This is a genomic window from Pseudomonas sp. Y3 TE3536, from assembly GCF_053629175.1.
Window position 1 is genome coordinate 4,889,275 of the sequence record NZ_JBRJHU010000001.1, and the last position, 16,185, is coordinate 4,905,459.

Annotated in this window: 16 protein-coding genes and 1 riboswitch; of the genes, 6 read left to right on the forward strand and 10 right to left on the reverse strand. The window is 62.2% G+C overall.

What is annotated here, in order from left to right; all coding sequences use genetic code 11:
• Positions 1–153 precede the first annotated feature (153 nt).
• Positions 154–612 (reverse strand): hypothetical protein, encoded by a 459-nt coding sequence (locus tag AB7M33_RS22140; RefSeq protein ID WP_454243625.1) that lies wholly within the window; start codon positions 610–612, stop codon positions 154–156.
• Between the two features lie 149 nt (positions 613–761).
• Here AB7M33_RS22140 and AB7M33_RS22145 point away from each other — a divergent pair, with 149 nt between their 5' ends.
• Positions 762–950, forward strand: coding sequence for a hypothetical protein (locus tag AB7M33_RS22145; protein ID WP_027594812.1), 189 nt, complete (start codon positions 762–764; stop codon positions 948–950).
• A 36-nt stretch (positions 951–986) separates the two neighbouring features.
• Here AB7M33_RS22145 and AB7M33_RS22150 read toward each other — a convergent pair whose 3' ends face one another.
• The gene (locus AB7M33_RS22150) at positions 987–1,361 is read right to left on the reverse strand and encodes a fe2+ zn2+ uptake regulation protein (protein ID WP_085273484.1); all 375 of its coding nucleotides are present in this window, start codon (positions 1,359–1,361) and stop codon (positions 987–989) included.
• 196 nt (positions 1,362–1,557) lie between these two features.
• On the opposite strand from AB7M33_RS22150, the gene pvdQ reads away from it, so the two are divergent.
• Positions 1,558–3,849, forward strand: a complete 2,292-nt coding sequence (gene pvdQ / locus AB7M33_RS22155; RefSeq protein ID WP_454243626.1) for a bifunctional acylase PvdQ — start codon at positions 1,558–1,560, stop codon at positions 3,847–3,849.
• A 139-nt stretch (positions 3,850–3,988) separates the two neighbouring features.
• Here the strand turns inward: pvdQ and AB7M33_RS22160 are convergent, their stop codons facing one another.
• Both AB7M33_RS22160 and AB7M33_RS22165 read right to left on the reverse strand, forming a co-directional pair.
• Positions 3,989–4,711, reverse strand: coding sequence for a UDP-2,3-diacylglucosamine diphosphatase (locus tag AB7M33_RS22160; RefSeq protein WP_099429509.1), 723 nt, complete (start codon positions 4,709–4,711; stop codon positions 3,989–3,991).
• A complete protein-coding gene (locus AB7M33_RS22165; RefSeq protein ID WP_027594816.1) occupies positions 4,708–5,211 on the reverse strand; it encodes a peptidylprolyl isomerase in 504 nt (167 codons plus the stop codon). Before AB7M33_RS22165 ends, AB7M33_RS22160 begins: the two co-directional genes overlap by 4 nt.
• 249 nt (positions 5,212–5,460) lie before the next feature.
• Here AB7M33_RS22165 and AB7M33_RS22170 point away from each other — a divergent pair, with 249 nt between their 5' ends.
• Positions 5,461–7,164 (forward strand): glutamine--tRNA ligase/YqeY domain fusion protein, encoded by a 1,704-nt coding sequence (locus tag AB7M33_RS22170; protein WP_027594817.1) that lies wholly within the window; start codon positions 5,461–5,463, stop codon positions 7,162–7,164.
• A gap of 9 nt (positions 7,165–7,173) precedes the next feature.
• Complete coding sequence (gene cysS, locus AB7M33_RS22175) at positions 7,174–8,556, forward strand: cysteine--tRNA ligase (protein WP_085273481.1); 1,383 nt, start codon at positions 7,174–7,176, stop codon at positions 8,554–8,556.
• Between the two features lie 40 nt (positions 8,557–8,596).
• Here the strand turns inward: cysS and AB7M33_RS22180 are convergent, their stop codons facing one another.
• Entirely contained in the window at positions 8,597–9,484 is an 888-nt protein-coding gene (locus tag AB7M33_RS22180) for an EamA family transporter (protein WP_454243627.1), read from the reverse strand.
• A gap of 113 nt (positions 9,485–9,597) precedes the next feature.
• Between AB7M33_RS22180 and AB7M33_RS22185 the strand changes: the two genes are divergently transcribed.
• A complete protein-coding gene (locus tag AB7M33_RS22185) occupies positions 9,598–10,443 on the forward strand; it encodes an AraC family transcriptional regulator (RefSeq protein ID WP_265968146.1) in 846 nt (281 codons plus the stop codon).
• Here the strand turns inward: AB7M33_RS22185 and AB7M33_RS22190 are convergent.
• The 5 genes from AB7M33_RS22190 to AB7M33_RS22210 form a co-directional block, all read right to left on the reverse strand.
• Positions 10,356–11,747 carry a sensor histidine kinase gene (locus tag AB7M33_RS22190; RefSeq protein ID WP_454243628.1) on the reverse strand — a complete coding sequence of 464 codons (1,392 nt, stop codon included), beginning with the start codon at positions 11,745–11,747 and terminating at the stop codon, positions 10,356–10,358. The two genes, AB7M33_RS22185 and AB7M33_RS22190, sit on opposite strands and share 88 nt — an antisense overlap.
• Entirely contained in the window at positions 11,725–12,405 is a 681-nt protein-coding gene (locus AB7M33_RS22195) for a response regulator transcription factor (RefSeq protein WP_027594822.1), read from the reverse strand. Before AB7M33_RS22195 ends, AB7M33_RS22190 begins: the two co-directional genes overlap by 23 nt.
• 158 nt (positions 12,406–12,563) lie before the next feature.
• The gene (locus AB7M33_RS22200; protein WP_454243629.1) at positions 12,564–13,583 is read right to left on the reverse strand and encodes a branched-chain amino acid aminotransferase; all 1,020 of its coding nucleotides are present in this window, start codon (positions 13,581–13,583) and stop codon (positions 12,564–12,566) included.
• A gap of 375 nt (positions 13,584–13,958) precedes the next feature.
• Positions 13,959–14,318 (reverse strand): hypothetical protein, encoded by a 360-nt coding sequence (locus AB7M33_RS22205; protein WP_027594824.1) that lies wholly within the window; start codon positions 14,316–14,318, stop codon positions 13,959–13,961.
• Positions 14,315–14,692, reverse strand: a complete 378-nt coding sequence (locus AB7M33_RS22210; protein ID WP_454243630.1) for a glyoxalase superfamily protein — start codon at positions 14,690–14,692, stop codon at positions 14,315–14,317. Before AB7M33_RS22210 ends, AB7M33_RS22205 begins: the two co-directional genes overlap by 4 nt.
• Positions 14,693–14,803: 111 nt before the next feature.
• Positions 14,804–15,017, forward strand: a riboswitch (cobalamin riboswitch).
• A gap of 100 nt (positions 15,018–15,117) precedes the next feature.
• On the opposite strand from AB7M33_RS22210, the gene cobW reads away from it, so the two are divergent.
• Positions 15,118–16,185, forward strand: a complete 1,068-nt coding sequence (gene cobW, locus AB7M33_RS22215; protein ID WP_099429505.1) for a cobalamin biosynthesis protein CobW — start codon at positions 15,118–15,120, stop codon at positions 16,183–16,185.

Below are 16,185 nucleotides of genomic sequence, written 5' to 3' on the forward strand. Positions count from 1 at the left end.
GCTAGGCGCCATATAGGCTTGGGTTTGTAGCCTCGTTGAACAGTGTTTGCAGGCAGTGATTTCCCTTCTTGTAGGACATGCCTTCAACTATTCGCTGCAGCCGGTGAATTCCCGCTGTGACACGCCATGGCTTACCTGCTGGGTCAGTGACCCTCAGTCGCACGGATAGAGGCTCAACAGGCTTGCGCTTCTCAGGTATGCCTTGGGGGTCGTGCTCATGCCTTGGGGCAGGGCGCGCCAGTCGACCAGCAGGCACAGCGCGTTGAACGCATGCTCGGCGCGTTTTCCTACAATGCGATCGGGAAAATTTCGGCGATAAAGTGCCCGGGTCTGCTTCACTGCGTGCACCTGGTCGGCCTGTGCCAGTGTTTGTCGGGCCAACTCCGGTAACAGGGTTGCCGGCACGGTGAAGTGCACCTGGGAGGCATGAGCCTGCAGGTAACCCGCTTCGCGAACGCTGTACCAGAGTTGCTGCCATTGACTGGACCCGGCGTTGGTCGCCAGTTCACTGCCTAGCTTGAGCAACTGTTCGGGGGGTGTCTGGCGCGTGTCCAGCGCGTAAAGAGGTAAGGGCGTCACAGTAAGGGATGCGAACAGCAGGGATTTGTACATAGTGCCTCCGGCACGGGCGATGAGGGCCCATGCTTTCAGGCGAGTGGCACCACACTAAGCAGGAAATGCAGCGCCAGTGCGGGTGGGCGTTGTATCATTGCCGCGGCTCGTTGCGAGCCTTTTGCCCCTGATGTTGCAAGGAACTTTCAATGACACACGTGCAGCGCCTCAAATATTCACTTCTGATCATCCTGGTAGTACTGGGCCTCATGGTTGGCCTGTCCCACCTGCAAAAGCAGGGCACGATCAGTGAGCAGACCTTCCAGTTGCTGGCGATCGCCATTGCGGTGGTCGTGGTAGTCATCAACGGCATTCTGCGGCGCAAGGTCAAGCCCTGACCTGTGCGGGCCGGCCAGGCGTGGCCGGCCGTACGCTCAGCGCGGGGACGCTTGATCCAGCACGGCGCGGGCCTGGGGGTTGAGGCTGTAGCATTTGTCGCTGCCCAGATTGATGACGCCTTCAGCGCACAGCCGCTTGAGCACTTCACGCACGCTCAGGAACGACAGCGGAATGTCCAGTTGTTCCAGTTGCGCGTGCACGCCACGCACGCCAATGCTGCGGCCATTACGGTCGGCCGCATGCAGCGCATCGATCACCTTCAAGCGGATCAGGCTGGTGCGCAAGCCAAAGGTGCGTAAAAGTTCGCGAATCTGTTCGTTACCGACACGTTCTTCGGCGAAAACGTCCTGTCCCTTGGGCGCTTTGCCGGGTACGCGTGCAGCCTGCATTGAGGGTTGCGGGTTGTACATGTGAATGCTCCTTTTCGTGGACTAACCCGAAATGTGGTTGCCTCACTTACTAGGACGAATGAGAACGGAAAATCTGCAGCCCGCTCGAAAAAAAATATGCCTTTCCTGTTCAAGACGTTCTATCGCCTTGTAATACGTAAAATTTTCATTCAGCCATTCGTCTGATCGGGATGACCCCTGGATCCGAGGTGTGCCCGTGTTCTCAATTTCTCGTCCCATGACCAGCGCAGGCCTGGCGGCTGCGTTGGTCGCCTTCAGCACTGCCGCGCTGGCGCAGCCCGCCAGCATGGATGCCAGTGCGCAGATCCGGCGTACCAGCTACGGAGTGCCGCACATCGTGGCCAAGGATGAGCGCGGCCTTGGGTATGGCATCGGCTATGCCTACGCACAGGACAACCTGTGCCTGTTGGCTAACGAAGTGCTGACGGTCAGCGGCGAGCGATCGCGGCACTTCGGTGCCAAGGCCAAGACCGTCGAGCAACGGGACAACCTTGCCAGCGACCTGTTCTTCACCTGGCTCAATACGCCGAGCGCTGTGGGGGCATTTCTGCAGGCACAACCGGCACCGGTGCGTGACCTGCTCGATGGCTATGCACGCGGCTTCAACCGTGCCCTCGCCGAGCGCCGCAGCCAAGGCCTGCCGGCAGAGTGCGGGCAGGGTGACTGGGTGCGGCCGATCACCAGCGAAGACTTGATCAAGTTGACCCGTCGCCTGTTGGCTGAGGGGGGCGTAGGACAATTCGCCGAAGCGTTGGCAGGGGCACAGCCCCCCTCATTGACCAGCCAGCGCGAGGCCACAGGCTTTGCCACGGCGTTGGCCCGGCAGGAGCGTTTTGCCTCGGAGCGCGGCAGCAACGCGGTGGCCGTCGGTTCGCAGCGCTCGGCCAATGGCCGTGGCCTGCTGCTGGCTAATCCGCACTTTCCCTGGATGGGCGGCATGCGCTTCTACCAGATGCAACTGACCATACCGGGCCAGCTGGATGTGATGGGGGCGGCACTACCGGGCTTGCCTGTGGTGAACATCGGTTTCAACCGGCATCTGGCGTGGACGCATACGGTCGACACGTCAAACCATTTCACCCTTTATCGCCTTCAGCTCGACCCGAAGGACCCGACCCGCTACATGCTCGATGGCAAGTCACTGCCGTTGATGCGGCAGGCTGTCAGCGTTACGGTCAAGGCCGAGGATGGCACCTTGAGCCAGGTAGAACGCCAGGTCTACAGCTCGGAATTCGGGCCAGTGGTGCAATGGCCTGGGCGCCTGGATTGGGACGCGCACGCGGCCTACAGCCTGCGCGACGCCAACCTGGGCAACACGCGGGTGCTGCAGCAGTGGTACCGCATCAACCGCGCCGACAGCTTGGACGCGTTGAAGGGTTCGGTGCAGCAGTTGCAGGGCATTCCCTGGGTTAACACGCTTGCTGTCGATGAGGGGGGCGGGGCGCTGTACCTGAACCAGTCGGTGGTGCCGTACGTCGACCAGCAACTGCTGAGTGAGTGCGGCAACCCCAAGGCGCAAGGGCGCATGGTGGTGCTCGATGGTTCGCGCAGTGCGTGCCAGTGGAAGGTCGACGCGCGGGCGGCGCAGCCCGGCATCTTCCCCGCACGATTGCTGCCGAGCCTCGAGCGCAAGGACTTCGTGCAGAACTCCAACGACCCTGCCTGGATGGCCAACCCGGCTCAGCCGTTGACCGGGTTTTCGCCGCTGGTCAGCCGCGATGACCAGCCGCTCGGCATGCGTGGGCGTTTTGCCCTGCAGCGCCTGCAAGGCACGGCCAAGCTGGGTGTAGACGACCTGCAGCGCATGGTGATGGATGATGAAGTCTACCTCGCGAGCCTGCTGCTGCCGGACCTGCTGGCGTGGTGCAAGGATGCCGAGGCAGATGTGCAGCCTGTCTGTGCCAGCCTGGTCGCCTGGAATGGCAAGGCAGACCTGGACAGCGGCGTTGGCCTGGTGCATTTCGAAAACATGCTTGAGGCCCTGGTGGCTCACCCTGAAAGCTGGCGGGTAGCGTTCAACCCGGCCGACCCGCAGCATACGCCGCGCGGCCTGGCGGTCGAGCAGGCGGCAGTGCGCAAGCTACTGCACCAGGCGGCGCTGGCGTCCCAGCAACATGTGGCCAAAAGCGGGGTAGGGGGCGACAGCCGTTGGGGGCAGGTGCAGCAGGCTATCGATGGTACGCCGGTGCCTGGCGGGCCGCAGGGGCTTGGGGTGTACAACGCGATCCACAGTGTGCCGCATGGGCCGGGCAAGCGCATGGTGGTCAGTGGTACCAGCTACCTGCAACTGGTCAGCTTTACCGAACAAGGGCCGCAGGCGCGCGGGCTGCTGGCGTTTTCACAGTCAAGCGAGGCGGGCTCGGCGCATGCGCATGACCAGACCAAGGCGTTCTCGGCCAAGCAGTTGGCAGTGATTCCGTTTACCGAGGCGCAGATAAAGGCAGATCCTGAGTATCGCGAGACAGTGATCAGCGAAGGGGATAGATAAGTGAATCTGGGGCTGCTTCGCAGCCCATCGCAGGCAAGCCAGCTCCTACAGGTACAGCGTATTCCCAGGGATTCGCACATACCTGTAGGAGCTGGCTTGCCTGCGATGGGCTGCAAAGCGGCCCCAGATTTCCGGGTAGTCAGGAAAACTCGAACGGCGTTAACTGAAAGCCCTGTTCATCGACCTGCAGGGTCCAGCCCCGGCGGTCCCAGTCCCCCAGCACAATGCGCCGTGCCGGTTGCCCGTCCACCACCAGCTTGTGAATCGCCGGCCGGTGGGTGTGACCGTGAACCAGTGTCCTGACACCGTGCGCCGCCATCACCTTGGGCACTTCCTCTGGCGTGACGTCGACGATTTCCGTGGCCTTCATGCGCGTTTGCGTGCGGCTTTCACTGCGTAGCTTGCGCGCCAGCTTGTGCCGCGTGGACAGCGGCAGGTGCCGCAGAATCCAAAGGCTCAACGGGTTGCGCAGGTAACGACGCAGCTTCATGTAGGCCACGTCCCGCGTGCACAGCGTGTCACCATGCATCAGCAGCACCTGCTCACCGCCCAGTTCGACAACGCTCGGGTCGGCCAGCAAGGTGCAGCCTGCGGCATCGCAAAAGGCCTGACCGATCAGGAAATCACGGTTGCCGTGCATCAGGTAGACCGCCGTACCGCTGTCGCTCAACTGGCGCATGGCCTGGCAGATCGACTGCTGGAACGGCGTCATGGCATCGTCGCCGATCCACGCTTCGAAGAAGTCGCCCAGGATGTACAGCGCTTTGGCATGCCGCGCACGGCCATCGAGCAGATCAAGAAACGCCCGGGTGATATCCGGGCGTTCTTCTTGCAGGTGCAGATCGGAGATCAGCAGTATCACCCAATGATCTCGGCTTTCTCGATGATCACGTCTTCTTTCGGTACGTCCTGGTGGCCCGCTTTCGAACCGGTGGCGACTTTTTCGATGGCGTCGACGATTTCACGGCCTTCGATCACTTCGCCGAATACCGCGTAGCCCCAACCCTGCACGTTCTTGCCGCTGTGGTTGAGGAAGTCGTTGTTGGAGGCGTTGATGAAGAACTGCGCCGAGGCCGAGTGCGGCTCCATGGTGCGGGCCATGGCGATGGTGTACTTGTCGTTCTTCAGGCCGTTGTCGGCTTCGTTCTGGATGCTGGCACGCTTGTCACGCTTTTCGTTCATGCCTGGCTCGAAACCGCCGCCCTGGATCATGAAGCCCTTGATCACACGGTGGAACACGGTGTTCGAGTAGTGACCGGCTTCAACGTATGCCAGGAAGTTGGCAACGGTCAGCGGGGCTTTTTCGGCGTTCAGTTGCAGGACGATGTCGCCGTGGTTGGTGGTCAGTTTAACTTTGGACATGCTGAAATTCGCTCTTTCAAGGCATTAAGGAATTAGGGTGCGCAGTGCGCGGGTTATCACCTGACGCAGTATCAGGCGATCGCGACACAATGGCGCGCACAGGCCATTTTGCCAGCCTGCGGCAAAAAGCCGTGATAAATCACGCCAGTTTGTCCGAGCCCGGCTGTCAGCAGCTTGACTGCTTCGGCTATGATAGGCCCTTTGATTCAATCGGCCTACCCAGGCCGGACACGTGCATTCAAGGATCCTATGAGCAAGCCCACTGCCGACAACGCGCCCAACGCCGCTGCCAAAGGCGCCCCCGCTGTCCCTGCGAACTTCCTGCGGCCGATCATCCAGGCCGACCTGGACTCGGGCAAGCACAGCAGCATCGTCACCCGCTTCCCGCCGGAGCCCAACGGTTACCTGCACATTGGTCACGCCAAGTCGATCTGCGTAAACTTTGGCCTGGCCAAGGAATTTGGTGGCGTCTGCCACCTGCGATTCGACGATACCAACCCGGCCAAGGAAGACCAGGAATACATCGACGCCATCCAAAGCGACGTCAAGTGGCTGGGCTTCGACTGGGCCGGCGACGTGCGCTATGCCTCCAACTACTTCGACCAGTTGCACGATTGGGCGGTCGAGCTGATCAAGCGTGGCAAGGCCTATGTCTGCGACCTGACCCCTGATCAGGCCAAGGAATACCGCGGCAACCTCAAGGAGCCTGGCAAGAACAGCCCGTTCCGCGAGCGCAGCGTCGAAGAAAACCTCGACCTGTTCGCACGCATGAAGGCCGGCGAGTTCAAGGACGGCGAGCGCGTGCTGCGGGCCAAGATCGACATGGCGTCGCCGAACATGAACCTGCGCGACCCGATTCTTTACCGCATCCGTCATGCCCACCACCACCAGACCGGTGACAAGTGGTGCATCTACCCGAACTACGACTTCACCCACGGCCAGTCGGACGCCATCGAGGGCATTACCCACTCGATCTGCACCCTGGAGTTCGAAGGCCACCGTCCGCTGTACGACTGGTTCCTCGACAACCTGCCGGTGCCGGCGCACCCACGTCAGTACGAGTTCAGCCGCCTGAACCTGAACTACACCATCACCTCCAAGCGCAAGCTCAAGCAGCTGGTCGACGAGAAACATGTCGACGCTTGGGATGACCCGCGCATGTCGACCCTGTCCGGCTTCCGCCGCCGCGGTTACACGCCGGCGTCGATCCGCAATTTCTGCGAGATGATCGGTACCAACCGTTCCGACGGCGTGGTCGACATGTCGATGCTTGAATTCAGCATCCGTGACGACCTCGACCGCACCGCGCCACGTGCCATGTGCGTACTGCGCCCGCTGAAAGTGGTCATCACCAACTACCCGGAAGGCCAGGTCGAGCAGCTCGAACTGCCGCGCCATCCGAAGGAAGACATGGGGGTACGTGTACTGCCGTTCGCCCGCGAGCTGTACATCGACCGCGACGACTTCATGGAAGAACCGCCAAAGGGCTACAAGCGCCTGGAGCCGGCCGGTGAGGTGCGCCTGCGTGGCAGCTACGTGATCCGCGCTGATGAAGCCATCAAGGATGCCGACGGCAACATCGTCGAACTGCGTTGCTCGTACGACCCGGACACCCTGGGCAAAAACCCGGAAGGCCGCAAGGTCAAGGGTGTGATCCACTGGGTGCCGGCCGCAGGCAGCGTCGAGTGTGAAGTGCGCCTGTACGACCGCCTGTTCCGCTCGCCAAACCCGGAAAAGACCGAGGACGGCGGCAGCTTCCTGGACAACATCAACCCAGATTCACTGCAAGTGCTGACCGGCTGCCGCGCCGAACCGTCGCTGGGCCAGGCGCAGCCTGAAGACCGCTTCCAGTTCGAGCGCGAAGGCTACTTCTGCGCCGACCTCAAGGACAGCCAGCCGGGTCGCCCGGTGTTCAACCGCACCGTCACCCTGCGTGACTCCTGGGGCAGCTAAGGAACCGTCGTGCTTAACATCTACAACACGCTGAGCAAAACCAAGGAAGCCTTCAAGCCGCTGGATGGCAACAAGGTGCGCATGTACGTGTGCGGCATGACCGTGTACGACTACTGCCACCTTGGCCACGGCCGCAGCATGGTGGCCTTCGACCTGGTCACCCGTTGGCTGCGCAAGAGCGGCTACGAGCTGACCTATGTGCGCAACATCACCGACATCGACGACAAGATCATCAACCGGGCCAACGAGAACGGCGAGACCTTCGACGCGCTGACCGCCCGCATGATCGACGCGATGCACGAAGACGAGCGCCGCCTCAACATCCTGCCGCCGGACCAGGAACCACGTGCCACCGATCATATCGCGGGCATGCACGCCATGATCCAGACGCTGATCGACAAGGGCTACGCCTACGCGCCGGGTAACGGCGACGTGTACTACCGGGTAGGCAAGTTCGTCGGCTACGGCAAACTGTCGCGCAAGAAGATCGAAGACCTGCGCATCGGTGCCCGCATCGAGGTCGACGAGGCCAAGCAAGACCCGCTGGACTTCGTGCTGTGGAAGGGCGTCAAGCCGGGCGAGCCGAGCTGGGAATCGCCGTGGGGCCCGGGCCGTCCGGGCTGGCACATCGAGTGCTCGGTGATGTCCACCTGCTGCCTGGGCGAGAGCTTCGACATTCACGGTGGCGGCAGCGACCTGGAGTTCCCGCACCACGAGAACGAGATCGCCCAGAGCGAAGCGGCCACCGGCAAGCAGTACGCCAATGCCTGGATGCACTGCGGCATGATCCGTATCAACGGCGAGAAGATGTCCAAGTCGTTGAACAACTTCTTCACCATCCGTGACGTGCTCGAGAAGTACCACCCGGAGGTAGTGCGCTACCTGCTGGTGGCCAGCCACTACCGCAGTGCCATCAACTACTCCGAAGACAGCCTGCGCGATGCCAAAGGCGCGCTGGAGCGCTTCTACCACGCCCTGCGCGGCTTGCCACGGGTGGCGGCCAAGGGGGGCGAGGCGTTTGTCGAGCGCTTCAGCATGGCGATGAACGACGACTTCGGCACCCCCGAAGCCTGCGCCGTGCTGTTTGACCTGGTGCGCGAGATCAATCGCCTGCGCGACAGCGATCTCGACGCGGCAGCGGGCCTTGCTGGCCGCCTGCGTGAGCTGGGTGATGTGCTGGGTGTGCTGCAGCTGGAGGCCGACGACTTCTTGCGTGCAGGCGCAGAAGGCAAGGTCGATGCGGCTGAAGTGGAAGCGTTGATCCAGGCGCGCCTGCAGGCGCGTGCAGACAAGAACTGGGCGGAATCCGACCGTGTCCGTGACCAGCTGACCGCCATGGGCGTGGTGCTGGAAGACGGCAAGGGCGGGACTACCTGGCGCTTGGCCGACTGATCAGTGGCGCGAGGGGCTGCCACGCAGCCCTTTCGCGACACTAAACAACAGGCAGCGGTTTTCTCCCCAGCACCGCTCGCCCTTTTTTCATGCCGACCGCCAGCGCTGACAAGATCAGGGCAATACACAACCACTCCCAACCGCTAGGCACCTCATCCACGATCAAGGCTGAGCTGACGATGCCGAATACCGGAATCAGCAGCGACAGCGGCGCTACCGTGGACACCGGGTATTCGCGCAACAGGTAATTCCATCCCCAATAGCAGAAGTGCGTCGCGGCATACACCTGGAAGACCAGGGAAAAGACCACGATGGCATTCGTCTGCGCTGCCAGTGCCACGAACGGGGTTGCGCCATGCAGCCACCACGTGAGCGACAGCAAGGGTATTGGCGCAAATAGGCTGGCCCATACCACGAAGGCAAAGATCTCCTTCACTTTTGACAGCTTGATGATGACGTTGCCGATGCTCCAGGCCAGGGCACTGATCAAGACCAGCAGCAACCCTGTTGTCGTGGTTTTGCCCGGGCTTGCTGCGAGGATGCCAACCAAGCCGGTCGCCGCTAGCACGATGCCGAGCAGTTGCGGGCCGCTCAGGGGCTCGCGAAACAGCAAGCAGCCCCACGCCAGGGTAAAGAATGCACTGAACTGGATCAGTAGCGAGGCGCTGCCTGGTGGCACACCCATGGCGATGCCGAGATTGATCAGTGCCCACATGGCTACGCCGAAGATCAGGCCATAGGCACCTAACCAGCGGACGGCAACCTTGGGGCGCTTGACGAAAAACACCCACGGCAATGCGCACAGCGCGAAGCGTAAGCCGGTGAGCAGCAGTGGGTCGACGTGGGCCAAGCCCAGTTTGGTGATCGGGAAGTTAAGGCCCCATAGGGCTGTGACCAGGACGGCAAGGGTCAGGTGTTTTCTGTGCATGGTTTGGCAATCTTCTGAGGTCGCGGCAGTGCGCCTTGACGCTTCAGTCACTATGCCGCGGTAACGGTTTGGCCCGCTTTCAATTCAAGGTCGAATCCAATTAAAATCAGGCCATGACCTACGTTGAAGATACGCTGTACGACGACACGCCTTGTGATGTGGTGGTGACGAGAAAGGCCTTTGCGGATGGCGAACTGTTCCCGATGCATCGCCATGGTCGAGGCCAGTTTGCCTTTGCCGCTTGCGGCGTGATCACGGTTGCAACCGAATCAGGTAATTGGGCCGTGCCGCCCTTACGGGCCATCTGGGTGCCTGCAGAAGTGGCCCATGCCATGCAGATGCGCGGCCCGGTAACCATGCTCAATGCCTATATTTGCCCGCAGGCCGCCGAGCGGGTTGGGTTGCCTGGGCATTGCCAGGTGTTTGCGGTTTCCCCTTTGGTGCAGCAGCTGCTTGAAAAGGCGATCGAAGTGCCTGCGCAATACCCCTTGCAGGGGCGTGATGCCTGCTTGATGGGCTTGCTGCTGCATGAGATTGCCGACATGCCGGCGCTGTCGCTGAATGCGCCGATCCCCGAGGAGCCGCGCCTTGCGCGGGCATGCCGAGCGTTTCTGGCAGCGCCCTCGCTGCAAACAGGCATCGATGGCATGGCGGACTGGGCCTGCATGAGCCGGCGCACGTTCACGCGCCAGTTTCGCGTGTACACCGGGATCAGCTTCATTGAATGGCGCCAGCAGGCATGCTTGCTGGACGCCGTGGTTCGGCTTGGCAAAGGGGAGCCAGTCACCCGCGTCGCGCTGGCGCTTGGCTACAGCAGCCCGAGCGCCTTTGCGACCGTGTTCAAGCGCTTGCTGGGCGAGGCGCCCAGCCGTTACTTCGATGCCCCCGTCAATGGGCAATGCAGTACCAGCCTGGCGCCGCCCAGTTCGCTGGCGCCTACCTCCAGCCCAAACCCATGAAGGTCGACGATCGCGGCAACGATCGACAGGCCCAGCCCGAAGCCTGGGTGGCGGTGACCTTCCTCGCTGCGATAAAACCGCTTGAGTACCGCCGTACGTTCCTCTTCGGGAATCCCCGGGCCGCTGTCCTCGATGGCGATGTGCAGGCCTTGGTCGTCCTGCGTCGCCAACACGCGCACGCGGCCACCCTCTGGGGTGAACTTGATAGCGTTGCCCACTAGGTTGGCCAATGCCTCGAACAGCAGTTCGCGGTCACCGTGCAGCGCCGGTAGCTGCGCGGGCTGCTCAAGCTCCAGGCGAATACCGCCATCTTCCGCCAGCGGCAGGTAGAAGTCGTGCAGCTCTACCAGCAGACCATGCGGGTCGAGTTGTACAAAACCTGCACGCCGCTGACGGTCCTCCAGTTCACTGATGCGTAACAAGCCGCGAAAGCGCGCCATCAAGGTATCGGTTTCGCCAATCGCCTGGTCCAGCGCCTCGGCTTGCGCCGAATCTGCGGCACTCTGCTGGCGGATTCGGTACAGCTGCGCGCGCAGGCGGGTCAGCGGCGTGCGCAGGTCGTGGGCAATGTTGTCGCACACCCCCTTGACCTCGTGCATCAACCGCTCGATGCGGTCGAGCATGGCATTGACGATGGCGGCAAGCATGTCCAGCTCGTCGCGACGGGCTGAAAGCGGCAGCCGGTGGGTGAGGTCGCCGGCGACGATCAACTCGGCCTGGGCCTGAATCGCGCGAATGCGCTTGAGCGGCCTGCGGCGCAGCAGGTACCAGCCGGCAAACCCGGGGATCAAGGTCAGGGAAATACCCCAGAGCAGGGCATGCAGGATGATCCGCGTGACCACAAACAACGAGCCATTGTCCCGTACCAGCACCAGCCAACGGCCATCCTGCACTTTGATGGCCACGGCGTCGCAGCTGTCGCGTGGCATGTGCGGGTCATCGGCGTCCAGGCAGCGTTTGAGCTCATGCACCTTGCCGTCCAAGCCTAGCTCTGAAGGCAGCGTGCGCAGGCGGCCGCCAAGCGGGTTGAGCTGGGCATCGAACAGGCCGTAGGCATCGAAGCTGCGCTCTTCGAAGGCCTGGCTGGCAATCAAGGCGTCGTCCAGTTGCTTGCCGCTCATGTGTGCGAACAGGTGCTGGCGCTGCAGCATGGAATGGCGAGTCAGTTTGTTCAGGTAGCTGGAGACCTCGAAGTACAGCACCCCCATCAGGATGCTGCTCCAGGCCACGAACAGAAAGCTGTACAGCGCCAGCAAGCGGCTGGTTGACGAGCTCCAGCCCTTAGACGGGTTCAGCAATGGCATAGCCGGAGCCCCGTACCGTACGGATCAGCGGCGATTGGCCGGGCGAGTCGATCTTCTTGCGCAAGCGGCCGATGTGGACGTCGATGAGGTTGGTGCCCGGGTCGAAGTGATAGCCCCAGACTTCTTCGAAGATCATCATCCGCGTGATCACCTGGCCGCTGTGGCGCATCAGGTATTCGAGCAGTTTGTACTCGGTCGGCAGCAGATTTAGGGTGTGCTCGCCGCGGCGTGCTTCGTGGCTGATCAGGTCCAGTTGCAGGTCGGCGACTTGCAGGCGGGTCTGGGTCATCGGCACGCTGTTGCGGCGCAGCAGCACCTCGACACGGGCGGCCATTTCGTCCGAGGCGAACGGCTTGGTCAAGTAGTCATCCCCCCCGGCACGCAGGCCACGCACGCGTTCGTCAACGTCGGACAGGGCGCTGATCATCAGGATCGGCGTGGCGATTTTCAGGTTGCGCAAGGTCGTGACGATGGTCAGGCCATCGACTTCGGGCAGCATACGGTCCAGGGTAATCAGGTCGTAGCCACCGGCAATCGCCTTGGCCAGGCCTTCCCGGCCATTGTCGGCCCAATCCACGTCCAGGCCGTGGCTGGAGAGTTCGGCGACGATTTCCTGGCCGGTGACGGCGTCGTCTTCGATGGTCAGTACGCGTGGCATGCTGGTTCCTGGGCGGCGAATAGAGGCTTGATTGTGCCAAAGAATAGACAAACGGCGATTTAAGAAAAATTCATCTGGCGGTTCGGGCCCGACCCAGCAGCCAAAAAAAAGGGCATGCCATCATCTGGCATGCCCCTTTGTCAGGCTTGCAAAGCGCCTCAGGCGACCTTGACGATCCAGCCTGCTGGTGCTTCGACGTCACCGCTCTGGATGCCGGTCAGCTCGTTGTAGAGCTTCTGGGTTACCGGGCCGACTTTTTCCAGGTCATGGAAGACGTGCAGCTTGCCGTTGTACTCGATGCCACCGATCGGGGTGATTACCGCAGCGGTACCGCAAGCGCCTGCTTCGATGAAACGGTCGAGGTGGTTGATCTCTACATCGCCTTCGATCACTTTCAGGCCCAGGCGCGATTGCGCCAGTTCCATCAGCGACAGGCGGGTGATGCCTGGCAGCACGGAGGCCGATTTCGGAGTTACGAACTCGTTGTTGGCGGTGATGCCGAAGAAGTTGGCCGAACCGACTTCCTCGATCTTGGTGTGAGTCAGCGGATCGAGGTAGATGGCGTCGGCGAAGTTGTTTTTCTTGGCTTCAGCGCCCGGCTGCAGGCTGGCGGCATAGTTGCCACCGACCTTGGCCGCGCCGGTACCTTGTGGGGCGGCACGGTCGAAGCTGGAGATCTGGAAGTTGTGCGGCTTCATGCCGCCTTTGAAGTACGAGCCAACCGGGATAGCGAAGACCGAGAAGATGAACTCGGGGGCGGTGCGCACGCCGATGTTGTCACCGGTGCCGATCACGAACGGGCGCAGGTACAGGGCGCCTTTGCCATGGGGCGGCACGAAACGCTCGTTGGCCTTGACCACTTGCTTGCACGCCTCGATGAACACATCGGTCGGCACGTGTGGCATCAGCAGGCGGGCGCAGCTGCGCTGCATGCGTGCGGCGTTCTGGTCCGGGCGGAACAGGTTGATCGAGCCGTCCTTGCACCGGTAGGCCTTCAGGCCCTCGAAGCACTGTTGGCCGTAGTGCAGGGCAGTGGAGCCTTCGCTGATGTGCAGTACGTTGTCTTCGGTCAGGGTGCCCTTGTCCCACTCGCCATTGCGCCATACGGACAGGTAGCGTTTATCGGTCTTGATGTAGTCGAAACCCAGCTTGTCCCAGTTAATGCTCTCGTTACTCATGACACCCTCGATTGTCTTGCAGATGCCCGATCGCTCGGGCTGCTGTTATATGCGCACCACGCCACGATAATACATCCGTCGCGGATCGGGAACGGCCAGTCACGAAACAGCGTGCGATTGGGTAGGGGGAGGGCGTATGTCTGGGGTTTTGCGGCGGCTATGAGGCCGAGCGCCGCCCGCGCGGCGCTTCGCAGCACAAGGCTGCTCCTACAGTCAGTTTCGGGCCAATTATTCCTGAGGCATTGACGCCCGCCTCGATACTGGCCCGAAACAGACTGTAGGAGCAGCCTTGTGCTGCGAAGCCCCGCGCAGGCGGGGCTCGATCTCGAGAGCGCCGAAGACCCTCCGCCATACACCCAGGCCACTACTTCTATCTCAGCGCCCCCGCAACCGCTTACCCCAATCCCCGCCGTGGCTCCGACTACAAGCCTCTTCACTGTCAAACCGCACATGCCAGGCCGGGTGGTCCAGCCGTATCCCCACTTCATCAAGCGCCTGACAGGTCAACGCCAGCATCCGCGCTTTGGCCACCCCAGCCAGCGCTGCAGCCTTGTCTGCCTCGCGCTCGAATACCCAGGTAATGCGCAGGCTGGCCGGAAAACTGTCGGGGTCAAGGTGATGGGTAAGCCAGGTGAACCCGACAATCTCTGCCTTGGCCGTTTCGCAGGCGTCCGTCAGGCAAACCACCAGCTCACGCTCCACGCGGGCCATTTCGCGCTTGCCCATGGCCTTCATTGCGAGGCCTCATCATCGATTTGCTGGCAGAAGCGCAGGCGGTTGCCAAACGGGTCATGGACCTGCATCTGCAGGCCCCAGTCCAGGCGTTCGGCTTCGGGGCGGGCGTAGCCGTAGCGTTTGGCCTGAAGTTCGCGCTCGAGGGCGCGCAGGTCGTCGAGGCGGGCGAACACGGTCGAACCCGGGGTGGCATCGCCGTGGTGTTCGCTTAGGTGCAGGATCAACCCGTCGCGGTGGATTTGCGCGTACAGGGGCAGGTCCGGGCTGAAGCGGTGTTCCCAGTCCAGGCTGAAGCCGAGGAAGTCGAGGTAGAACTCTTTGGCTTTTTCGACCGAGAAAATACGCAGTACCGGGATGGCGGGGGCGAGCGGCATAGGGCGTCCTTGGCCGTTGATAAAGGTGCAACTGTAGCGCAGATGCGCCAATGCCTGTGTGTCTGTCGCGCAATGGTCGACGGCAATGGTTGACCACCTGCCAGCCACTGCGTAGCCTTGCCACTTCGAGGTTCTTCGGCCAGGCCGAAGCTAAGACGGGAACGCGGTACAAGCCGCGGCTGCCCCCGCAACTGTAAGCACCGACAACGGGTCGACACAGCCACTGCGTAACCGCGCGGGAAGGCGTCGCGCCCTCCAGCCCTGCTATTCAAAGCATGGCAGGTACGGTGCGAGCCAGGAGACCTGCCTCGAGGCGATTTCGACTTTCAACCGGGCGGGGTGATCCGGTGGCGAACAAGCCCGGCCGACCTGGCCCGTGGCTTTCGTCCTGCATGCCCGCGCCATCTTGCCAAGGGCATCGCGACATGAAAACACTGGCCAAACTCCCCGTCACCATCGTTACCGGCTTCCTCGGTTCGGGCAAGACCACCTTGCTTCGCCACATGCTCGACAACGCCCAAGGCCGCCGTATCGCGGTGATCGTCAATGAATTTGGCGAACTGGGCATCGATGGCGAGATCCTAAAACAGTGCAGCATCGGTTGCACCGAAGAAGAGGCCAGCGGCCGCGTGTACGAGCTGGCCAATGGCTGCCTGTGCTGCACCGTGCAGGAAGAGTTCTTCCCAGTCATGCGCGAGTTGGTCGCACGCCGTGGCGACCTTGACCACATCCTCATCGAAACCAGTGGTCTGGCGCTGCCAAAGCCGTTGGTACAGGCCTTCCAGTGGCCAGAAATCCGTAACGCCTGCACCGTCGATGCGGTCATTACCGTGGTCGACAGCCCGGCTGTGGCGGCCGGCACCTTTGCCGCCTACCCAGACCAGGTGGACGCACAGCGCAAGCTCGACCCGAACCTGGACCACGAGTCGCCGCTGCACGAACTGTTCGCCGACCAATTGGCCAGTGCCGACCTGGTGGTGCTGAACAAGGCCGACCTGATCGACGCGGAAGGCCTGGCCAAGGTCCGCGCCGAGGTGGCCGAAGAGCTGCCACCCGCCGTCAAGGTGATCGAGGCCAGCAGCGGCCGTCTGCCACTGGACGTACTGCTGGGCGTGGGCGCCGAGTCCGAGGTGCACATCGATGGCCGCCGTACCCACCACGATTCGCACCACGATGGCGATGATCACGACGATCATGACCACGACGCCTTCGATTCGATCTCCATCGACCTGCCAGAAGCCGACGAAAGCCTGTTGCTCGATGCCCTGACCCAGTTGGTGGTCGAGTTCGGCATCCTGCGCGCCAAAGGTTTCGCCGCCATCCCGGGCAAGCCGATGCGCCTGCTGGTGCAAGGCGTGGGTACCCGCTTCGACAAGCACTTCGACCGCGCCTGGCGCGCCGACGAACCGCGTATCACACGCCTGGTGCTGATCGGTCAGGACCTGGATGCCGTGCAGCTCGAAGCGCGTTTGCGCCAGGCCTTGGGCGCCTGA

Excerpts from the sequence above, each read along its gene's own strand:
- AB7M33_RS22205 (WP_027594824.1), bottom strand. The coding sequence starts at position 14,318 with ATGAAGGCCATGGGCAAGCGCGAAATGGCCCGCGTGGAGCGTGAGCTG.
- AB7M33_RS22200 (WP_454243629.1), bottom strand. The coding sequence starts at position 13,583 with ATGAGTAACGAGAGCATTAACTGGGACAAGCTGGGTTTCGACTACATC.
- AB7M33_RS22210 (WP_454243630.1), bottom strand. The coding sequence starts at position 14,692 with ATGCCGCTCGCCCCCGCCATCCCGGTACTGCGTATTTTCTCGGTCGAA.
- AB7M33_RS22185 (WP_265968146.1), top strand. The coding sequence starts at position 9,598 with ATGACCTACGTTGAAGATACGCTGTACGACGACACGCCTTGTGATGTG.
- AB7M33_RS22150 (WP_085273484.1), bottom strand. The coding sequence starts at position 1,361 with ATGTACAACCCGCAACCCTCAATGCAGGCTGCACGCGTACCCGGCAAA.
- cobW (WP_099429505.1), top strand. The coding sequence starts at position 15,118 with ATGAAAACACTGGCCAAACTCCCCGTCACCATCGTTACCGGCTTCCTC.
- AB7M33_RS22170 (WP_027594817.1), top strand. The coding sequence starts at position 5,461 with ATGAGCAAGCCCACTGCCGACAACGCGCCCAACGCCGCTGCCAAAGGC.
- AB7M33_RS22140 (WP_454243625.1), bottom strand. The coding sequence starts at position 612 with ATGTACAAATCCCTGCTGTTCGCATCCCTTACTGTGACGCCCTTACCT.
- AB7M33_RS22190 (WP_454243628.1), bottom strand. The coding sequence starts at position 11,747 with ATGCCATTGCTGAACCCGTCTAAGGGCTGGAGCTCGTCAACCAGCCGC.
- AB7M33_RS22180 (WP_454243627.1), bottom strand. The coding sequence starts at position 9,484 with ATGCACAGAAAACACCTGACCCTTGCCGTCCTGGTCACAGCCCTATGG.
- AB7M33_RS22165 (WP_027594816.1), bottom strand. The coding sequence starts at position 5,211 with ATGTCCAAAGTTAAACTGACCACCAACCACGGCGACATCGTCCTGCAA.
- AB7M33_RS22145 (WP_027594812.1), top strand. The coding sequence starts at position 762 with ATGACACACGTGCAGCGCCTCAAATATTCACTTCTGATCATCCTGGTA.
- AB7M33_RS22195 (WP_027594822.1), bottom strand. The coding sequence starts at position 12,405 with ATGCCACGCGTACTGACCATCGAAGACGACGCCGTCACCGGCCAGGAA.